The sequence below is a fragment of the Nonomuraea jabiensis genome (assembly GCF_014204795.1).
GTDB lineage: Bacteria > Actinomycetota > Actinomycetes > Streptosporangiales > Streptosporangiaceae > Nonomuraea > Nonomuraea jabiensis.
This window is the reverse complement of sequence record NZ_JACHMB010000001.1, coordinates 7,272,504-7,287,818: the sequence shown is the minus strand read 5'-3', so window position 1 is coordinate 7,287,818 and position 15,315 is coordinate 7,272,504. Positions and strand designations below refer to the sequence as shown.

15 protein-coding genes and 1 tRNA gene are annotated in these 15,315 nt (G+C 71.0%); 4 read left to right on the top strand and 12 right to left on the bottom strand.

The genetic code is table 11. The annotated features are described in order from the left end of the window. Window positions 1–224 precede the first annotated feature (224 nt). The 5 genes from HD596_RS33350 to HD596_RS33330 all read right to left on the bottom strand — a co-directional run bounded on the left by HD596_RS33350 (window position 225) and on the right by HD596_RS33330 (window position 5,430). A complete protein-coding gene (locus HD596_RS33350) occupies window positions 225–839 on the bottom strand; it encodes a TetR/AcrR family transcriptional regulator (RefSeq protein WP_185073199.1) in 615 nt (204 codons plus the stop codon). 655 nt (window positions 840–1,494) lie between these two features. Beyond that, window positions 1,495–2,211, bottom strand: a complete 717-nt coding sequence (locus HD596_RS33345) for a FadR/GntR family transcriptional regulator (protein WP_313045401.1) — start codon at window positions 2,209–2,211, stop codon at window positions 1,495–1,497. A 10-nt stretch (window positions 2,212–2,221) separates the two neighbouring features. Continuing rightward, on the bottom strand, window positions 2,222–3,469 hold the full coding sequence (locus HD596_RS33340) for an L-talarate/galactarate dehydratase (protein ID WP_185073197.1): 1,248 nt from the start codon (window positions 3,467–3,469) through the stop codon (window positions 2,222–2,224). Between the two features lie 5 nt (window positions 3,470–3,474). Next, window positions 3,475–4,602 carry an L-talarate/galactarate dehydratase gene (locus HD596_RS33335; protein WP_185073196.1) on the bottom strand — a complete coding sequence of 376 codons (1,128 nt, stop codon included), beginning with the start codon at window positions 4,600–4,602 and terminating at the stop codon, window positions 3,475–3,477. A gap of 75 nt (window positions 4,603–4,677) precedes the next feature. Beyond that, window positions 4,678–5,430 (bottom strand): endonuclease/exonuclease/phosphatase family protein, encoded by a 753-nt coding sequence (locus tag HD596_RS33330; protein ID WP_185073195.1) that lies wholly within the window; start codon window positions 5,428–5,430, stop codon window positions 4,678–4,680. 69 nt (window positions 5,431–5,499) lie between these two features. On the opposite strand from HD596_RS33330, the gene HD596_RS33325 reads away from it, so the two are divergent. Then, window positions 5,500–6,351 carry a DUF72 domain-containing protein gene (locus HD596_RS33325; RefSeq protein WP_185073194.1) on the top strand — a complete coding sequence of 284 codons (852 nt, stop codon included), beginning with the start codon at window positions 5,500–5,502 and terminating at the stop codon, window positions 6,349–6,351. Between the two features lie 30 nt (window positions 6,352–6,381). Here the strand turns inward: HD596_RS33325 and HD596_RS33320 are convergent, their stop codons facing one another. Continuing rightward, on the bottom strand, window positions 6,382–7,185 hold the full coding sequence (locus tag HD596_RS33320; protein WP_185073193.1) for a hypothetical protein: 804 nt from the start codon (window positions 7,183–7,185) through the stop codon (window positions 6,382–6,384). A gap of 348 nt (window positions 7,186–7,533) precedes the next feature. On the opposite strand from HD596_RS33320, the gene HD596_RS33315 reads away from it, so the two are divergent. Both HD596_RS33315 and HD596_RS33310 read left to right on the top strand, forming a co-directional pair. After that, window positions 7,534–8,583: a sensor histidine kinase gene (locus tag HD596_RS33315; RefSeq protein WP_185073192.1), complete on the top strand. Its 1,050-nt coding sequence runs from the start codon at window positions 7,534–7,536 to the stop codon at window positions 8,581–8,583. Beyond that, a complete protein-coding gene (locus tag HD596_RS33310; protein WP_185073191.1) occupies window positions 8,580–9,269 on the top strand; it encodes a response regulator in 690 nt (229 codons plus the stop codon). Before HD596_RS33315 ends, HD596_RS33310 begins: the two co-directional genes overlap by 4 nt. A gap of 155 nt (window positions 9,270–9,424) precedes the next feature. Here the strand turns inward: HD596_RS33310 and HD596_RS33305 are convergent, their stop codons facing one another. The 4 genes from HD596_RS33305 to HD596_RS33290 all read right to left on the bottom strand — a co-directional run bounded on the left by HD596_RS33305 (window position 9,425) and on the right by HD596_RS33290 (window position 12,935). Continuing rightward, window positions 9,425–9,922 carry a peptidase inhibitor family I36 protein gene (locus tag HD596_RS33305; RefSeq protein WP_185073190.1) on the bottom strand — a complete coding sequence of 166 codons (498 nt, stop codon included), beginning with the start codon at window positions 9,920–9,922 and terminating at the stop codon, window positions 9,425–9,427. 464 nt (window positions 9,923–10,386) lie between these two features. Beyond that, window positions 10,387–10,463: transfer RNA gene (locus HD596_RS33300), tRNA-Pro, on the bottom strand. A gap of 388 nt (window positions 10,464–10,851) precedes the next feature. After that, window positions 10,852–11,658 (bottom strand): serine/threonine-protein kinase, encoded by an 807-nt coding sequence (locus HD596_RS33295; protein WP_185073189.1) that lies wholly within the window; start codon window positions 11,656–11,658, stop codon window positions 10,852–10,854. A 56-nt stretch (window positions 11,659–11,714) separates the two neighbouring features. Further along, entirely contained in the window at window positions 11,715–12,935 is a 1,221-nt protein-coding gene (locus HD596_RS33290; RefSeq protein WP_246555022.1) for an MFS transporter, read from the bottom strand. 92 nt (window positions 12,936–13,027) lie between these two features. Between HD596_RS33290 and HD596_RS33285 the strand changes: the two genes are divergently transcribed. Next, complete coding sequence (locus HD596_RS33285; RefSeq protein WP_185073188.1) at window positions 13,028–13,648, top strand: ArsR/SmtB family transcription factor; 621 nt, start codon at window positions 13,028–13,030, stop codon at window positions 13,646–13,648. Between the two features lie 44 nt (window positions 13,649–13,692). On the opposite strand, the gene HD596_RS33280 is transcribed toward HD596_RS33285, so the two are convergent. Beyond that, window positions 13,693–14,316, bottom strand: a complete 624-nt coding sequence (locus HD596_RS33280) for a DJ-1/PfpI family protein (protein ID WP_185073187.1) — start codon at window positions 14,314–14,316, stop codon at window positions 13,693–13,695. A 3-nt stretch (window positions 14,317–14,319) separates the two neighbouring features. Beyond that, entirely contained in the window at window positions 14,320–15,282 is a 963-nt protein-coding gene (locus HD596_RS33275; RefSeq protein ID WP_185073186.1) for a GlxA family transcriptional regulator, read from the bottom strand. Window positions 15,283–15,315: the final 33 nt, after the last annotated feature.

The window sequence follows — 15,315 nt, the reverse complement described above, 5'->3', positions numbered from 1 at the left end:
GCGCTTGGGGAGTCGCGCTTGGGGGCGCGCTTGGGGGGTCGCGCTGCTTCGCCGGGATGCGTGAGCGGCTTCGAGGGAACTCCGCGATGACCCGAAGGGAAAGCCCTGGGGGAGGTGGGTGGTACCGGTAGTTAATTTAGACGAAATACGTCTGCAATAAGCAAGCTAAGACGTCTCCCCGTCCCTGTCAATGGTGGGCCATGCGCGCCCGCGGCGGCCGCGAGTCAGGCGTCCTGCTCCGGGGCCCGGTAATCGACCCTGGACAGCACGAAGTCCACGGTCTCCTCGACGTACTTGTCCTTGCGCGCGATCAGGGCCGGCATCTGGTTGATCGGCGTCGACAGGAAGTGGTTGGTCAGCATGCCGGCGACCGCGTCGAGGACGAGCGCGGGCGAGGTGCCGGGCGGGAGTTCGCCGCGGGCGATGGCGTTGAGCACGATGGCGCGGCCGACTTTGATGCGTTCGCGCTGGAACCTCTCCAGCGCCTGCCCGAACAGCTCGGGGTAGACCCTGGCCTCGACCTGCGCCCTGAGGTAGACCAGGCCCCTCGTCGTCAGATAGCCGTTGAGGGTCCCCGCGGCCATCCGGATCAGTTGCGTGCGCAGCGATCCCGACTGCGTGTCGAACGGGTCCTGCTGGAGCCCGGCGGTCAGCGCGTCGACGATCAGCTTCTCCTTGCTCCCCCACCTGTTGTACAGAGCGGCCTTGCCCACGCGGGCCCGGCGGGCGAGTACGTCGAAGCTGAACCCTGCCCAGCCGACCTCGCCGTACAGTTCGAGGGCGGCGGCGTGCACCCGCGCCTCCAGGTCGGGGTCCGGTGGGCGACCTCGTCCACTCATGGGACTCAGTGTGCCAGACAACTGATCACTTCACGGGCGCCGAGAAACCCCGCACACGGACCCGAAACGCATCCCCGCCGACCGACCCTACCGGACCGCCCACCTCCGGACCACCCAACCCCGCACCGCCCAACCCCGCACCGCCCAACCCCAGGCCCGCTCAGCTCCAGGCCCGCTCAGCTCCGGGCCGTACACGCGGCGCAGCCGGTGGTCTGCCAGGTCCGGCCACGCGCCTCGCCCACCTCGGGCGCGCAGGCCCGCGCGCCATGGGACGCCCACAGCCACGCATCCCACCCCGACCTGCAACCGCCCGCTCCCCGAAGACGGGACCCGCAAGGCAGGACAGACGCAGCCACGCACCCCATCCGCGGCCAAGGACCCACCACGAAGCCCCCCAGCGCCCCACAGCCAACCATGCACGAGCGAAGCCCCCCGGCGCCCCGCGGCCAACTGCGCACCACGAAGCCCCAGGCCCGCCCCGTAGCCGACCACGCACCACAAAGCCGCACCCCGCCCCGCAGCCAGCCATGCACCACAAAGCCCCACTCCGCCGATAACCGTGCGCTGCGGAACCAGGAGATGAGCCCCTCGACTCCGCGAGACGAGCCCCTCGACTCCGCAGACGCAGCCGTCCCTACGCGCCCCCGACCGCCCGCTACGGAGCCTGGAGGCGGGCGCGCGAGTTGGACAGGTGCAGCCGCATCGCCGCCCGCGCCGCCGCGGCGTCCCGGTCGGCGATGGCGCGGTAGATGTTCTCGTGCTCCAACGTCACCCGCGTGAGGTGGGTGGCGTTGGACACCGTGTACGCGTGCTCCAGCCGGGTGCGCGGCAGCATGATCACCATGGGCCCGAAGGACGCCAGCAGGTCGGAGTAGAACCGGTTGCCCGAGGCCAGCGCGATCTTGAGATGGAACTGGAAGTCGGCCTCGACGGCGCTGCTGGGCTGCTCGCCGGAGCGCCCGAGGTCGACCAGGGCCCGCTCGATGGCCTTCAGCTGCAGGTCGGTGCGGCGCTCGGCGGCCAGCCCCGCCGACTCCGACTCGACACCGATCCGGAAGTCGATCATGTCGAGGACGTCGCGATGGGTGCGGATCTGCGAGGGCTCCACCGCGAAGGCCGTGGAGGCGGGCAGCGCCAGCACGAACGAGCCCCGCCCCTGGAACGTCTCGACCAGCCCGGCCGCCTGGAGCCGCGAGATGGCCTCGCGGACCACCGTGCGGCTCACGCCGAACTCCTCGACCAGCGAGGACTCGGTCGGCAACTTCTGGCCGGGCTCGATCTCGCCCGCGAGGATGCGCTCCTTGAGCCGTTCGACGAGCTCATGCGCGAGCCCGCGCCCGCTGTCGCGGTCGAGCCTCTGATCTGGCGGCACGGCTGACAACCTACCCGGCGTCCGCACGGAACTCGACCCGCCCGGCCCACCCACCCGCAACCCGCCCGAACCCGCCCCCATCGGACCACCCGCCCGGACCCCCACCAACCGCTCCGCGATCGGACCGCCCAGCCGCGACCCCAGCGAACTCGACCTGGTCGAGCCGCCAGGCCGCCGCCGTGTCGGCGAGGCTGAGGCCGAGACCCGGTCGGTCCGGAACGCGCATGCGCCCTCCCTCGATCTCCAGCCGCTCCTCGAACAGCGGCGACAGCCACTCGATGTGCTCCACCCACGACTCGCGCGGGTAAGCCGCGGCCAGGTGGACGTGGATCTCCATCACGAAGTGCGGCGCGACCTGCAGATGCGCGTGATCGGCCAGCGCGGCGACCTTGAGGTAGGGCGTGATGCCGCCCACCCGCGGCACGTCGGGCTGCAGGAAGCCGACGGCGCGAAGATCGATGAGCCGCACGAGGTCCGGCACGGTGGAGAGCATCTCACCGGTGGCGATGGGCGTGCCGAGCGCCGCGGCCAGCTGCGCATGCCCCTCCGCGTCGTACGCGTCCAGCGGCTCCTCGATCCAGACCAGCCCGAGCTCCTCCACCGCCCGCCCGAACCGCAGCGCCGTGGCCCGGTCCCACTGCTGGTTGGCGTCCACCATCAGCGGCACGTCGTCCCCGAGGTGCTCGCGCACCGCGGCCAGCCTCCGCAGATCCTCCCGGGTGTCGGGCTGCCCCACCTTGATCTTGATCCCGCCGATGCCCTCGCTCAGCGACTGCCGGGCCCGCTCCTTGACCTCTTCGATCGGCGCGTGCAGGAAGCCGCCCGAGGTGTTGTACGTACGGACCGAGTCCCGATAGGACCCCAGCAGCTTCGCCAGCGGCAACCCCGCCCGCTTCGCCTTCAGATCCCACAGCGCGACGTCGACCGCCGCCAGCGCCTGCGTGGCCACCCCCGAACGCCCGACCGACGCCCCCGCCCACAACAACTCGTCATACAACCTGGCGATGTCCGACGGATCCCGGCCGAGCAGGGTCTCCCCGACCTCTTTCGCGTGGGCGAACTGCGCCCGGCAGCCCGCCCGCGTCGTGTAGGAGAACCCCAGCCCCTCCAGCCCTTCGTTCGTCGTGATCTCGCAGGTCAGCACGTCGATCTGAGCCAGGGGCCGCTGGCGCCCCGTCGCGACCTTGGCGTCGCTCACCGGGCGCGCCAGCGGCACGGCGTAGTGGCCGAACCGCACCGCCGCGACGCGGTCACCCATCGGTCTCAGGCCTTCCCGAACTCGACGCTGTCCACGGTCCACTTGCGGCACTGCTCGCTGAGCGTGAACCCGAGCCCCGGCCGGTCGGGGACGATCATGCGGCCGTCACGGGTCTCGAGCCGCTCGTTGAACAGCGGGTTGAGCCATTCGAAGTGCTCGACCCAGGGCTCGCGCGGGTAGGCGGCGGCCAGGTGGAGGTGGATCTCCATGGCGAAGTGCGGCGCCAGCTGCAGCCCCGCGTGGTCGGCGAGGGTGGCCAGGCGCAGGAAGGGCGTGATGCCGCCGACGCGCGGGGCGTCCGGCTGGATGATGTCGGCGGCGCGGGCCTCGATGAGGCGGACGTGCTCGGCGACGCTGGAGAGCATCTCGCCGGTGGCGATGGGCGTGTCGAGCGCCGCGGCCAGCTGCGCATGCCCCTCGGCGTCGTACGCGTCCAGCGGCTCCTCGATCCAGACCAGTCCGAACTCCTCCACCGCCCGCCCGAACCGCAGCGCCGTCGGCCGGTCCCACTGCTGGTTGGCGTCCACCATGAGCGGCACGTCGTCGCCGAGGTGCTCGCGCACCGCGGCCAGCCGCCTCAGGTCCTCCTTGGTGTCGGGCTGCCCGACCTTGATCTTGATCCCGCCGATGCCGTCCTTGAGCGACTGGGTGGCGCGGGCCTTGACCTCCTCGATCGGCGCGTGCAGGAAGCCGCCCGAGGTGTTGTACGTACGGACCGAGTCCCGATAGGACCCCAGCAGCTTCGCCAGCGGCAACCCCGCCCGCTTCGCCTTCAGATCCCACAGCGCGACGTCGATGGCCGCCAGGGCCTGCGTGGCGACCCCGGACCGGCCGACCGAGGCGCCCGCCCACAGCAGGGTGTCGTACACCTTGCCGATGTCGGAGGGGTCCTGGCCGATCAGGTTGTCCCCGACCTCCTTGGCGTGGGCGTACTGCGCGGGGCCGCCCGCCCTCTTGGAGTAGCTGAACCCGGTGCCCTCGTGACCGTCCTCGGTCGTGATCTCGGCGAAGAGGAAGGCGATCTCGGTCATCGGCTTCTGCCGCCCGGTGAGCACCTTGGCGTCGCTGACGGGGACGTCGAGCGGAAGCGTGACGGAGGAGAGCGAGACGTGGCGGATGCGGTCGGCGGCCATCGGCGGTCCAAGAGGTAGGCAGCGAGGATGTTGTCAGTCATCATACGAAGCCATCACTCGTATGACAACTTCGCCTCAGGGTCGCGTCAGCACGACGAGCAGGGCGGGGTGGTCGGTGTAGGTCATGCGGGTCACCTCCGTCCGCACGTAGCCCAGGTTGGCCGCGAAGACGTGCTGCACGCTGCCGTCCCCCTTCCTGAAGAACGGCGCGGCGTTGCAGTCCTGGACGTCAGGCCCGATCAGCGGGGCGTACTTGAGGTTGAAGTCGCCCGCCAGGAATGTCTGCCGGCCCGCGACGGCGCGGTCACGCAGCAGGGCGATCGCCGCCTTGCACTGGGCCATGGCGACGTTCCCGGTGGTCGACAGGTGGGTGCCGCACCCGACGAGGTCCGCGAACTCGACGCACACGTAGACGCGCTTCTCGCTGCCGCCGTCCTGGGTGGCGTACTGGCCGGAGAAGACGGTCCCTGCGGCCGGGGAGCGGAAGATCAGGCCGTTGCCGTACTCGTCGCCGTTGGTGCAGCGCACGGGCGTGCCGTCGGGACGGCGGGCCGGGGCGAACGCGGACAAGCCGTTGCCCATGGCGGGGGCCAGCTGGGGCAGGTCGTTCCTGCAGATCTCGTTGAGGGAAGCGACGTGGGGCTGCTTGGCGGCGATGACCGCGTTCGCCTCCTGGAGCGTGGCGGCGCCGTTGAAGCAGGAGGTGTTGACACCGCTGTGGCACAGGTTGAGCTGCAGCACGCGGAACTCCTGCGCGGCCGCCGCGGGCCCGGCCAGGACGCTCACCGCGACGAGGACAATCACGAGAAGCAGTCGGACACGAGGCATGGTCGGCCCTTCCTTTCGCCCGTCATGACCGTGACAGCGTCTCAACGGATCTCCGATAACGTCGAGAGCATGCGGCTTCACGTGGGATGCGCGATGTGGACTCATGCGCGCTGGCAGGGCCGGTTCCTCCCCGGCCAACTCCCGCCCGGGGAGCGCCTGCGCTCGTACGCGACCTGGTGCGACGCGGTGGAAGGCAACACGACCTTCTACGCGACCCCCACGCGCGCCACGGTGGAGTCGTGGGCCGGCCAGACGGCGCCCGACTTCCGCATGGTCGTCAAGCTCCCCAAGCCCATCACCCACGAGCACCGCCTGACCGGCGCCGACGAGCACCTCCACGCCTTCCTGGACGCCATCGAGCCGCTGGGCCCGCGCGCCCACGCGCTCTGGATCCAGCTCCCCGGCTCCTTCTCACCGGCCGACCTCGGCACCCTCTCGGCGTTCCTGCACCGGCTGCCCCGCTCCCACAGGTACGCCGTCGAGGTCCGCCACCGCGCCTTCTTCGAGGACGAGCGGTCCGAGCGGCTCCTGGAGCGCGTCCTGGCGGCCGCCGACGCCGAGTGGGTCCCGTTCGACACCACGACGCTCTTCCAGAGCCCGCCGACCAGCGACGCCGAGCGCGACGCGTGGACCAAGAAGCCCCGCGTGCCCCGCCGCACGCGCGCCCTCACCGGCCACCCGATCGTCCGCTACCTGGGCCGCGACGCCGAGGCCCGCACCGTCGAGGGCTGGCGGCCGTGGCTGGACGTCGTCACGGACTGGCTGCGGGAGGGCCGCTCCCCCACGTTCTTCGTCCACACGCCGGACAACGCCGACGCGCCGAAGCTGGCCCGCGACTTCCACGAGGCCGTACGCGCCCGCCTCCCCGCCCTGACCCCGCTCCCCGAGCCCGAGCCCGCGGACCCGCTGACCCTGTTCTGACCGCCGGACCGGGCCAGCGGTTCGGGGTCCTCATCCCCTCGGGCCGTAGGCCGTCATGAGGACGTGCACGAGGACGAGGACGGCGATCCAGAGCATGGCGCGTCTGGTCGGCGGAGGGCCGCCGCGCAGCAGGGAGACGCCCAGGGGAATGAAGGCGACGCAGAGGCCGCCCACGGCGAGGAAGGACTGCGGTTCGGTGCCTTTGAGCGTCCCGAGCGCGAGCGCCGACATCAGGCCGAGCGCGACCGAACGGCCCAGCCCCAGGGCGCCGGAGCGGTAGGCGCCGATGGCCAGCACGACCCAGCCGAAGAAGGCCGGTCCCGACATGGCCCTGAACGGATGCCAGATCGCATCCCGCCATGCCAGGTAATAGTCGTCGATGCCGTTGAGCATCGTTTGCAGGCCGAGGCTGTCGGTCAGGTAGAAGGCCAGGTGGTCGGTGCCGAACTGGAAGGTCCGGGTGAACAGGCCGACGATCACCAGGCAGCCGCCCCACAGTCCCCACAGCGGGCTGGTGGCGGCGATCCTCTGCGCCAGCGTCATGACCGCCGGCCACAACAGGATGAACCCGGCGGCGAAGCAGGTATAGGCGGCCCTGATGAGGGCGGGGTGCTGGGCGTAGGCGGCCAGTTGGTAAGGAACGAAGTAGTAGAACTGGGAGCGCAGGACGGTCCCGGTCATGATCAGGGTGGGGCCGCCGATCAGCGAGACGGCGCTCACCCATCGTCCGGGAAACGGGGGTTGCCGGTCCAGGTTGGCCGCCGCGTTGGCGGCGCGCCGGCCCGCGGCGGCCTGTCGCCATCGTGTGATTCGCCGCCGAAGATCGGCATTCATCGGTTCCTCCCAGATTTGTCGCTCTCAGCCCGGTATGCCGGGTGCACCAGCATGGTGATGGGCTGGGGGGCGGGACCGCGTCTGGCTCGGGTGGCATCTTGGCCGGCATCCATGAGCCGGTGGTAAGACCCCAGTCCGATGCGGATGTCCGACCGTGGGCGGATGCCGGTTGATCGGGAAAGGCGATAACTTCTGGTCATGGTTCGGGCTCGGCGGCTCGGTGGGCATGGCGTTGCCGACGCCTTGGCGGCGGTCGTCGTGGCGCTGACCGTCGGCTTTGCCATCGTCGATCCCCCGGGCCCGTCGTCATGGTGGCCCGCTTGGTCGGCTTGGCCGGTGGCGGCGGCCATGAGCTTCCCGGTCGCGTTCCGGCGCCGCCGGCCGCGGGCCATGCTGGGGCTCGCGTGCGCCGTTGCAGTGGTGGCGGTGGTGGCCGGCGCCGTCGCGGCGGGCGCGATCTGGGTGTCGTTCGTGCCGACCGTGCTCGTGCTGTACCTGGTGGCCTCCACCGCCTCGATCGGGTGGTCGTCAGTTGGCCTGTCGGGGTGCGTGGCCGGCGGGGTGGCCGCCATCCTGATCTTCTACGAGCGGGTGTTCCCCGGCCTCGCACCCGCGGATGCGCCCAGCGAGTTGCCGCCGTACTGGCCCGTCGAGATCGGCGCGATCTGCGTGCTGTTGACGGCAGGATGGGCCATCGGGACGGCCGTCCGCTGGAAGCGGGACACGACCGCTCGCCTCGTTCGCCACCTCGCCGAGGCGGCCGTGGCCGACGAGCGCAGGCGCATCGCCCGGGAACTGCATGACGTGATCGGCCACAGCATGAGCGTGATCGCCGTCAAGGCCACCGTCGCGAACCATGTCGCCGACGCCCGCCCGCACGAGGTACGCGCCGCACTGGACGTCATCGAGCAGACCAGCCGGAGCACGCTCGCCGAGATCCACCGAGTGCTCGGCCTCCTGCGCTCCGACGACGATCCCCAGCAGCCCCACCTGCCGGTTCCCGGCATGGCGGACCTGCCCGGACTGGCCGCCCATGCCCGCTCGGCCGGGGTGGAGGTGGATCTGACCGTCCAGGAAGAGGCGGTGCTGCCGCCCGCGGTCGCGATGTCGGTGTACCGGATCGTGCAGCAGGCTCTGACCAACGTCATCACCCACGCGGCGCCCACCCGCTGCTCCGTCACCGTGGAGATCGACGGACGGGAAGCCGTGATCGAGGTCATCGATGACGGTCCCCGCCATGGCCGGCCGCCGCGAGCGGGCCACGGCGGGCACGGCCTGATCGGCATGCGCGAACGAGCCAAGATGTACGGAGGCACGTTCAGCGCGGGGCGCCGGCCCGAAGGAGGCTTTCACGTGACGGCTCGCCTGCCCTACGACCCGAACGGCACCATCACATGACCACCGACACCGCCTCGCACGAGCCGCCCCCGCCCGTCCGGGTCCTGCTGGCCGAGGACCAGGTCCTGGTACGCGACAGCCTCAAGGTCCTCATCGACACCACACCGGGGCTGGCCACCGTGGGCGAGACCGGCACCGGCGCCGAAGCCGTGCTCCTGGCCCGCCGGCACCGACCCGACGTCGTCCTCATGGATGTGCGCATGCCCGACATGGACGGCATCGAGGCGACCCGGCGCATCTGCGCCGACCCGGCCGGCGCCGGCGTCCGCGTGCTGATCCTCACCACGTTCGACCTGGACGAATACGTGTACGCCTCGCTCAGGGCCGGCGCCAGCGGATTCCTCGTCAAGAGCGCGACGGCGAGCGAGCTCCTGGCCGCCATCCGGGTCGTCGCCTCCGGCGAAGCGCTGCTCGCACCCACGGTGACCCGCCGGCTCATCGCCGACTTCCTGCGCGGCCCTCACCCCGCCCCGGTCGTGCGGGACCTCAAGGACATCACTCAACGCGAGCGCGAGGTACTCACGCTCGTCGGCAGGGGGATGTCCAACGCCGAGATCGCGGAGCACCTTCACCTCACCGTCGGCACGGTCAAAACCCACATCGGCCGGCTCCTGGCCAAACTGCACGCCCGGGACCGAGCCCAGCTCGTCATCGCCGCCTACGAAGGCGGGCTCATCACCATCTGAGACCTGGTCGTTGTCGTTGTCGTTGCGGGGCGGGCGGGGCGGGGCGGGGTCGGGATTCAGCCCGGCCCACAACGTACGCCGAGCCTTCCTGAAGATCGCCAAGGACGCGGCGATGCCCGCCTACTACATCACGGGCATCGACTGGCGAATCGCCTTCAGGCGCAGATCTTCACTGCGTCAGTCATGTTGTCCGCCGACTGAGGCATGTCGCCCTTCGCACCGTCGGGCACGTTCACGAGTAGCTGCCATTCGGTACCCGTCCAGTTGTACAGTGCGACGTCCTTGCCAGTCCGGTTCTGATACGAGGTCAGCCGGTCCCCCAAGCCGGCGCTCCCGATGTCATGCATGCTGCAGGTGGCGTCCTTTTGAACGATCATGCTGCCCTCGCCCTGAGCGTCATCCCATGCGCAGAACAGTCCACCAGGGCAGCTCCACCCCGCCGCGCCGGTGGTCGGCTTGGATGAGTGCTTGGAGGAGTTGTGGCTGCTCTTGGGGTTGCCTGCTGAGGCGGAGTGGCTACCGCCGTCCTGGCAGACCCCGACTGCCCGGCATACCGGTTCGCCCCACAGCGGTGAGGTCACGAGGGCCGTGATCAGGCCGATGACGGCGACCACTATGGGTATCAGCGAGCTGCTGCCTTCTCTCCCTGTCATGCAGACTCTCCTGGTTGGGGGGTTATGGCCTGGTTAGGGCATGGCGTGTTACCGGATGGTGCTGGTGCATCGGGGGTCCTCGTCCCGGATGCGTGGTCTAGCCGCGTGACGTCGGCGATTGCGCTGTACGTCTCGTTGGTGGCCACGGGCCACTCGCTGCGTTACCTGCTCTGTGAAGGTAAACGGGCAACGATCTGTGCGCCTGAGTACCCCATACTCAATCCGACCGGCGGGAGGAGGCGCGGCGGCGGAACTGCGGACGCTCGCCTGGAAGGAGGTCGATCTCGTCGGCGAGCCGGACAAGGACATCCCACCGCGGACCGCCGTGTGGCGCTCGGTGCGCGAAGGAGGCGACACCCAAACCAAGCGCTCGCGCCGCTCGCCTTCGTCTCGCCCGGCGGTCACTCACCCATGCGAAAGGGTGTCACCCCATTGAGTGACACCCTCATCGACCAGCGAGAACCTGGTCGGGACGACAGGATTTGAACCTGCGACCCCTTGACCCCCAGTCAAGTGCGCTACCAAGCTGCGCTACGTCCCGATCGTGTCAGCCGCCCTCTGCGGGGCGGGACGTCATAACCTTAGCGCACATCCGAGGTGCCGGATCATGGACGATTCCGCTCCCCGCCACTGGCATGCGGCCCGATCCGTCGTGGTGCTCCCCCGTTCGGCCTGCGGCCGTGAGTGCCTCCGCCCGCGCCGGGCATGCTGCGGCTCACGTGCTCCTGTTCCGAACCCGGGCTCCGGCAGGATCGCCTCCGCCCTCGGTGCGGCCGTGGCCGTCTTCTCGCCACTTCGGGCCGGGGGCGCCCATGGGGCGGGGCGAGGATGGTCGTGCAGGTCGGCCTGAGCGCGCCCAGGTGGTGGCTCCCGAGACGGCGGAGGCAGTACGGCGCCCGTCTGGAGAGCGACCCGGCGCCCGGCGGTGATCAGATGGCGGCCTGGAACGAGCTGGCGCGCATGCCGGCCAGCAGTCCCGCCGTCTGCTCCGGCGTGTAGCGGCGTACCGGGTCGTGGTGGAGCAGGCCCTCGATGAGCGGCCGCATCACCCCGGCCCGCCGGGGCGGTGGGTACGGGCCGCTGCGGGCCATGCCGAGCACCGTGGCCGCGTCCTGGCCCGGGTAGGGCGGCTGGCCCTCGACGGCGCTGTAGAGGGTGGCGCCGAAGGACCACATGTCGGCCTCCTTGCTGGCCGGCCCCCCGTGCAGCCGCTCGGGCGCCATGAACGCCGGCGTGCCCCGTAACCGCCGCGACCTGGTCATCCGGATGTCGCCCTCGGCGGTCGCTATGCCGAAGTCGGTCAGCACCACCCGGTCACCGGTCAGCATCACGTTGGCGGGCTTCACGTCGCGATGCAGCACTCCGGCCTGGTGGGCGGTGCGCAGCGCGGCGAGCAGGTGCTGCCCGATCGCGGCGACCGACTGGGCCGGTAAGGTGCCCACCTGGGAGAGCAGCTGGTGCAACGAGAGCCCGTCCAGGTATTCCATCACGATCCAGAGCTTGCCGCCCTCTTCGATCAGGTCGTGGACCGTGACGATGTTAGGGTGCGTCAGCCCGGCAGCCATCCTGGCCTCACGCAGCACCCGGCGGCGCACCATCTCGGCCTCACCGGCCAAGGTCAGCTCCTTCAGTGCCACCGTACGGTGGAGGAGCTGATCGAACGCACGCCAGACGACTCCCATACCCCCACGACCGGCCTCCTCGTTCAGGAGGTACCGTCCGCCGATCTCCCGCATACCATCCCCTCATGCTCGGGGATAATCATGTCACTTCAGCACAGGCCGTAGGGTGCCTAACGTGATCCTGACATGTCGGAAAGTGCGGGTGCGCTGGTCAACGGCCTAGAAATTCGATCAGACAACGCGCGCCACACCAGTCCGACGCCCCCCAAACATACTCCAGTGGCGCCCACGAGGACGGCACCAAGCCCCGCAAACTCGGCCACAACGCCTCCCAGAGCTGCCCCGAGCGGCATCCCACCCATGCCGACGAGGCGGTATGCCGAATTGACCCTCCCGAGCAATTCGGCCGGGATCAGCCGCTGCCGGGCCGAGATCACCAGGACGTTGCCCGCCGCGCCCACCACGCCCCACAGCACCGCCGTCGGGTAGAGCGTCCACGGCGAGGGCACGACCACCGGCACGATGAGCAGGAGGCTGGTCGCCAGCCAGCACGACACGAGCGCGCGGAACTCCCCGAAGCGCCCCGCGGCCCACCCCGCCAGCAGGGACCCCGGGAGCGCCCCGACGGCGAACGCGGTCGTCATCAGGCCGTACTCGCCCGGCTCCAGCCCGATCCGCGACCCGTCGCCGACGGCCCACAGCACGAAGACGGCGAAGTAGGCGGCGTTGGCGAGGTTGAGCAGGCCGGCGGTGACGGCCAGGCTCCGCAGCACCCGATGGGACCACAGGTACCGCAGCGCCTCACCGATGTCCCGCCGCAGCGGCCGCCGCCCCTGCGTGCGGGGGGTGTCCATGCGGTACGTGCCGCGCATGCCCAGCAACAGCAGGCCGGCGGCGCCGTACAGGAGGGCCGGGGCGCCGAAGACGACGGCGGGGAGGGCCACGACGAGCAGGCCCGCCAGCGGTGCCCCGACGAAATCGTTGCCGATCATCTGGGCGGTGGAGACGCGGCCGTTCGCCCTGGTCAGGTGGGCCTCGGGCACGGTCATGGGCAGGATCGACTGCGCCGAGACGTCGGCGAAGACCTCGGCGACCCCGGCCACGAGCACGGCCGCCAGCAGCACCCACAGGTCGAGCAGGCCGAGCAGGGCCGCCAGCCCGGCGAGGGACAGGACCGCGGCCCGGGCGAGGTTGGCCACGACCATGATGCGGCGGCGGTCCAGCCGGTCGGCGAGGGCCCCGGCGTGCAGCGCCAGGAGCAGCCACGGCACCGTCGCTGCCGCGCCCGCCAGCGACACCAGGGTGGGCGAACGGGTCATCGACACGGCCAGCAGCGGCGCCCCGACCTTCAGCACGCCGTCGGCCAGGTTGGACAGCGCGGTGGAGGACAAGAGAAAACCGAACGAACGTCCCACGACTCACTCCGATAGTGTGTAAGGAAAAGTGTGCATAGATTTCTTTGCAAAGATAGGCTTGCATAGCGATGCAGAGCAAGAGCTATTCCGCCCGCACGCTCGACGCGAAGGCCCTGAAGTCCTTCGCCCACCCGCTGCGGCTGCGGATCTACGAGTTGCTGGACGAGCACGGCCCCTCGACGGCCACCAAGCTCGCCGCCCTGCTCGGGCAGAACACCGGCGCCACGAGCTACCACCTGAGGGAGCTGGCCGGGCACGGCATGATCGAGGTCGTGCCGGGGATGGGGCGCGGCAAGGAGAAGTACTGGCGCATCACGCCCGGCGGGTTCTCCTACGGGGACCCGCCCTCCGATCCTGAGGCGGCCGGCGCGATGGAGTTCCTGCTGGACGACCTGGTGCGGCAGCGCGGCGCGGAGCTGGCCCGGTGGCGCGAGGAGGAGGGGCGGGCGCCCGAGGAGTGGGTGCGCGCGAGCGGCTACGGGCGGCGGTCGCTGCGGCTCACGCCCGAGGAGAGCGCGGCGCTGCGGGACGAGGTGTTCGAGGTGCTGGAGCGGTATCGCGCGCTGTCGGACCGCAGGGAGACCGAGTCGCCGGACTCCCGCGATCCGTCGATGGGGCGCGTGGTCATCCACTTCGACGTGCTGCCGGTGGGGGCCGGTCAGAGGCCGACGGAAGAGGGCACGCCTTAGGGCCGCCCCCGGCGGGGAGGGCGGGGGCGGCCGGGAGGGCGGGGTCAGGCGATGAGCTTGAGGGCCAGCTCTCTCAACCCCTCCGGCGCCGTCTTGGGCGATCCGGCGTCGAACGGCGGGTGCGGGTCGTACTCGATCACGAGCTGCACCGACTGCGCGGTCGTCTCGTCGGTGGCCTGGGCCAGCAGCGTCAACGCCATGTCGATCCCCGCCGACACCCCCGCCGCGGTCACGATCCGCCCCTGGGAGACGACGCGCTCGCTCACCGGCTCGGCCCCGTACTGCCGCAGCATGTCGAGGACCCCCCAGTGGCTGGTCGCCCTCAGCCCCTCCAGCAGCCCCGCGGCCGCCAGGATGAACGAGCCGCTGCACACCGAGGTCGTCCACCGGCTGTGCTCGTGGGCCCCCCGCAGCCAGCCCAGCAGCGCCTCGTCGGACATGGCGTCGAACGTCCCCGGGCCGCCCGGGACCACGATCACGTCAGGGTGCGGCAGGTCCTCGTAGGAGGCCGTGGCGGTGAGGGTGAGCGTGCCCTGGTCGTCGGTGACCGGCCCGGGCTCGGCCGCGACGAACGTGACCGTCCAGCCGGGCGCGAAGGCCAGCACCGTGTACGGCCCGACCGCGTCGAGCGCGGTGAACCGGGGATAGAGCAGGATCGCCACATGCATCGTTTACTTCTCCTTCGATCGGAACCTGCGACGGTGGTCGCCGGGTGAGATCCGCCAGTGGCGGCGGAAGACGCGGTAGAGGGTCTCCGGCGTGCCGAGCCCCGACTCCCTGGCCACCCGGTCCAGCGGGTGGGCGGTGAGCTCCAGGAGCCGCCTGGCGGCCTCGGCGCGGCTGCGTTCGACGTACCGGCCGGGCGACAGGCCGGTCTGCGCGGTGAAGACGCGGGAGAAGTGGCGCTCGCTCATCCCCACCCGGCCGGCGAGGGCGGGCACGCTCAGGTCGGCGGCGGGGTTCGCGTCGATGTAGGCCTGCAGCTCCCTGAGCGGCTCGCTGCGCGGCGTCATGGCCCGCATCGGGGTGCTGAACTGGCTCTGCCCGCCCGGCCTGTGCAGGTACACCACGAGGCCGCGGGCGACGTCGCGGGCAAGCGCGTGGCCGTGGTCCCTGGCCACCAGCGCGAGCGCGAGGTCCACGCCGGACAGCACGCCCGCGGAGGTCCAGACGTTGCCGTCCTCGATGTAGAGGGGGTCGGCGTCCACCTCGACGCACTCGTAGCGGGCGTCGAGCTCGCCGGCGGCCAGCCAGTGCGTGGTGGCCCGCCGGTGGTCCAGCAGCCCGGCCTCGGCCAGCAGGAACGCGCCGTTGCACACGGACGCGACCCGCCGCGCGCCCGCGGCCAGCCGGGCGACGGCCCCGACGAGCTCCCGGTCGCCCAGCTGCTCGGGGACCGACATCCCGCCCACGACCATCAGCGTGTCGACGGGCCCGGTGACCTCGCCGAGGGCGCGGGCCGTGACGGCGATCCCGTTCCCTGAGGGCACGGGACCGGCCCGCACGGCCGCCACCTCGACCTGGTAGCCGTCCTCGGGCGCCAGCAGCGCCGCCGTCGCGAACACGTCGGACGGCCCGGCCAGGTCGAGCAGCTGGAAGCCGGGGAAGACGATCATCAGAACGCGTCGCCGCATGCCTTCATGCTGGTGGCGGGCCTGTCAAGGCGT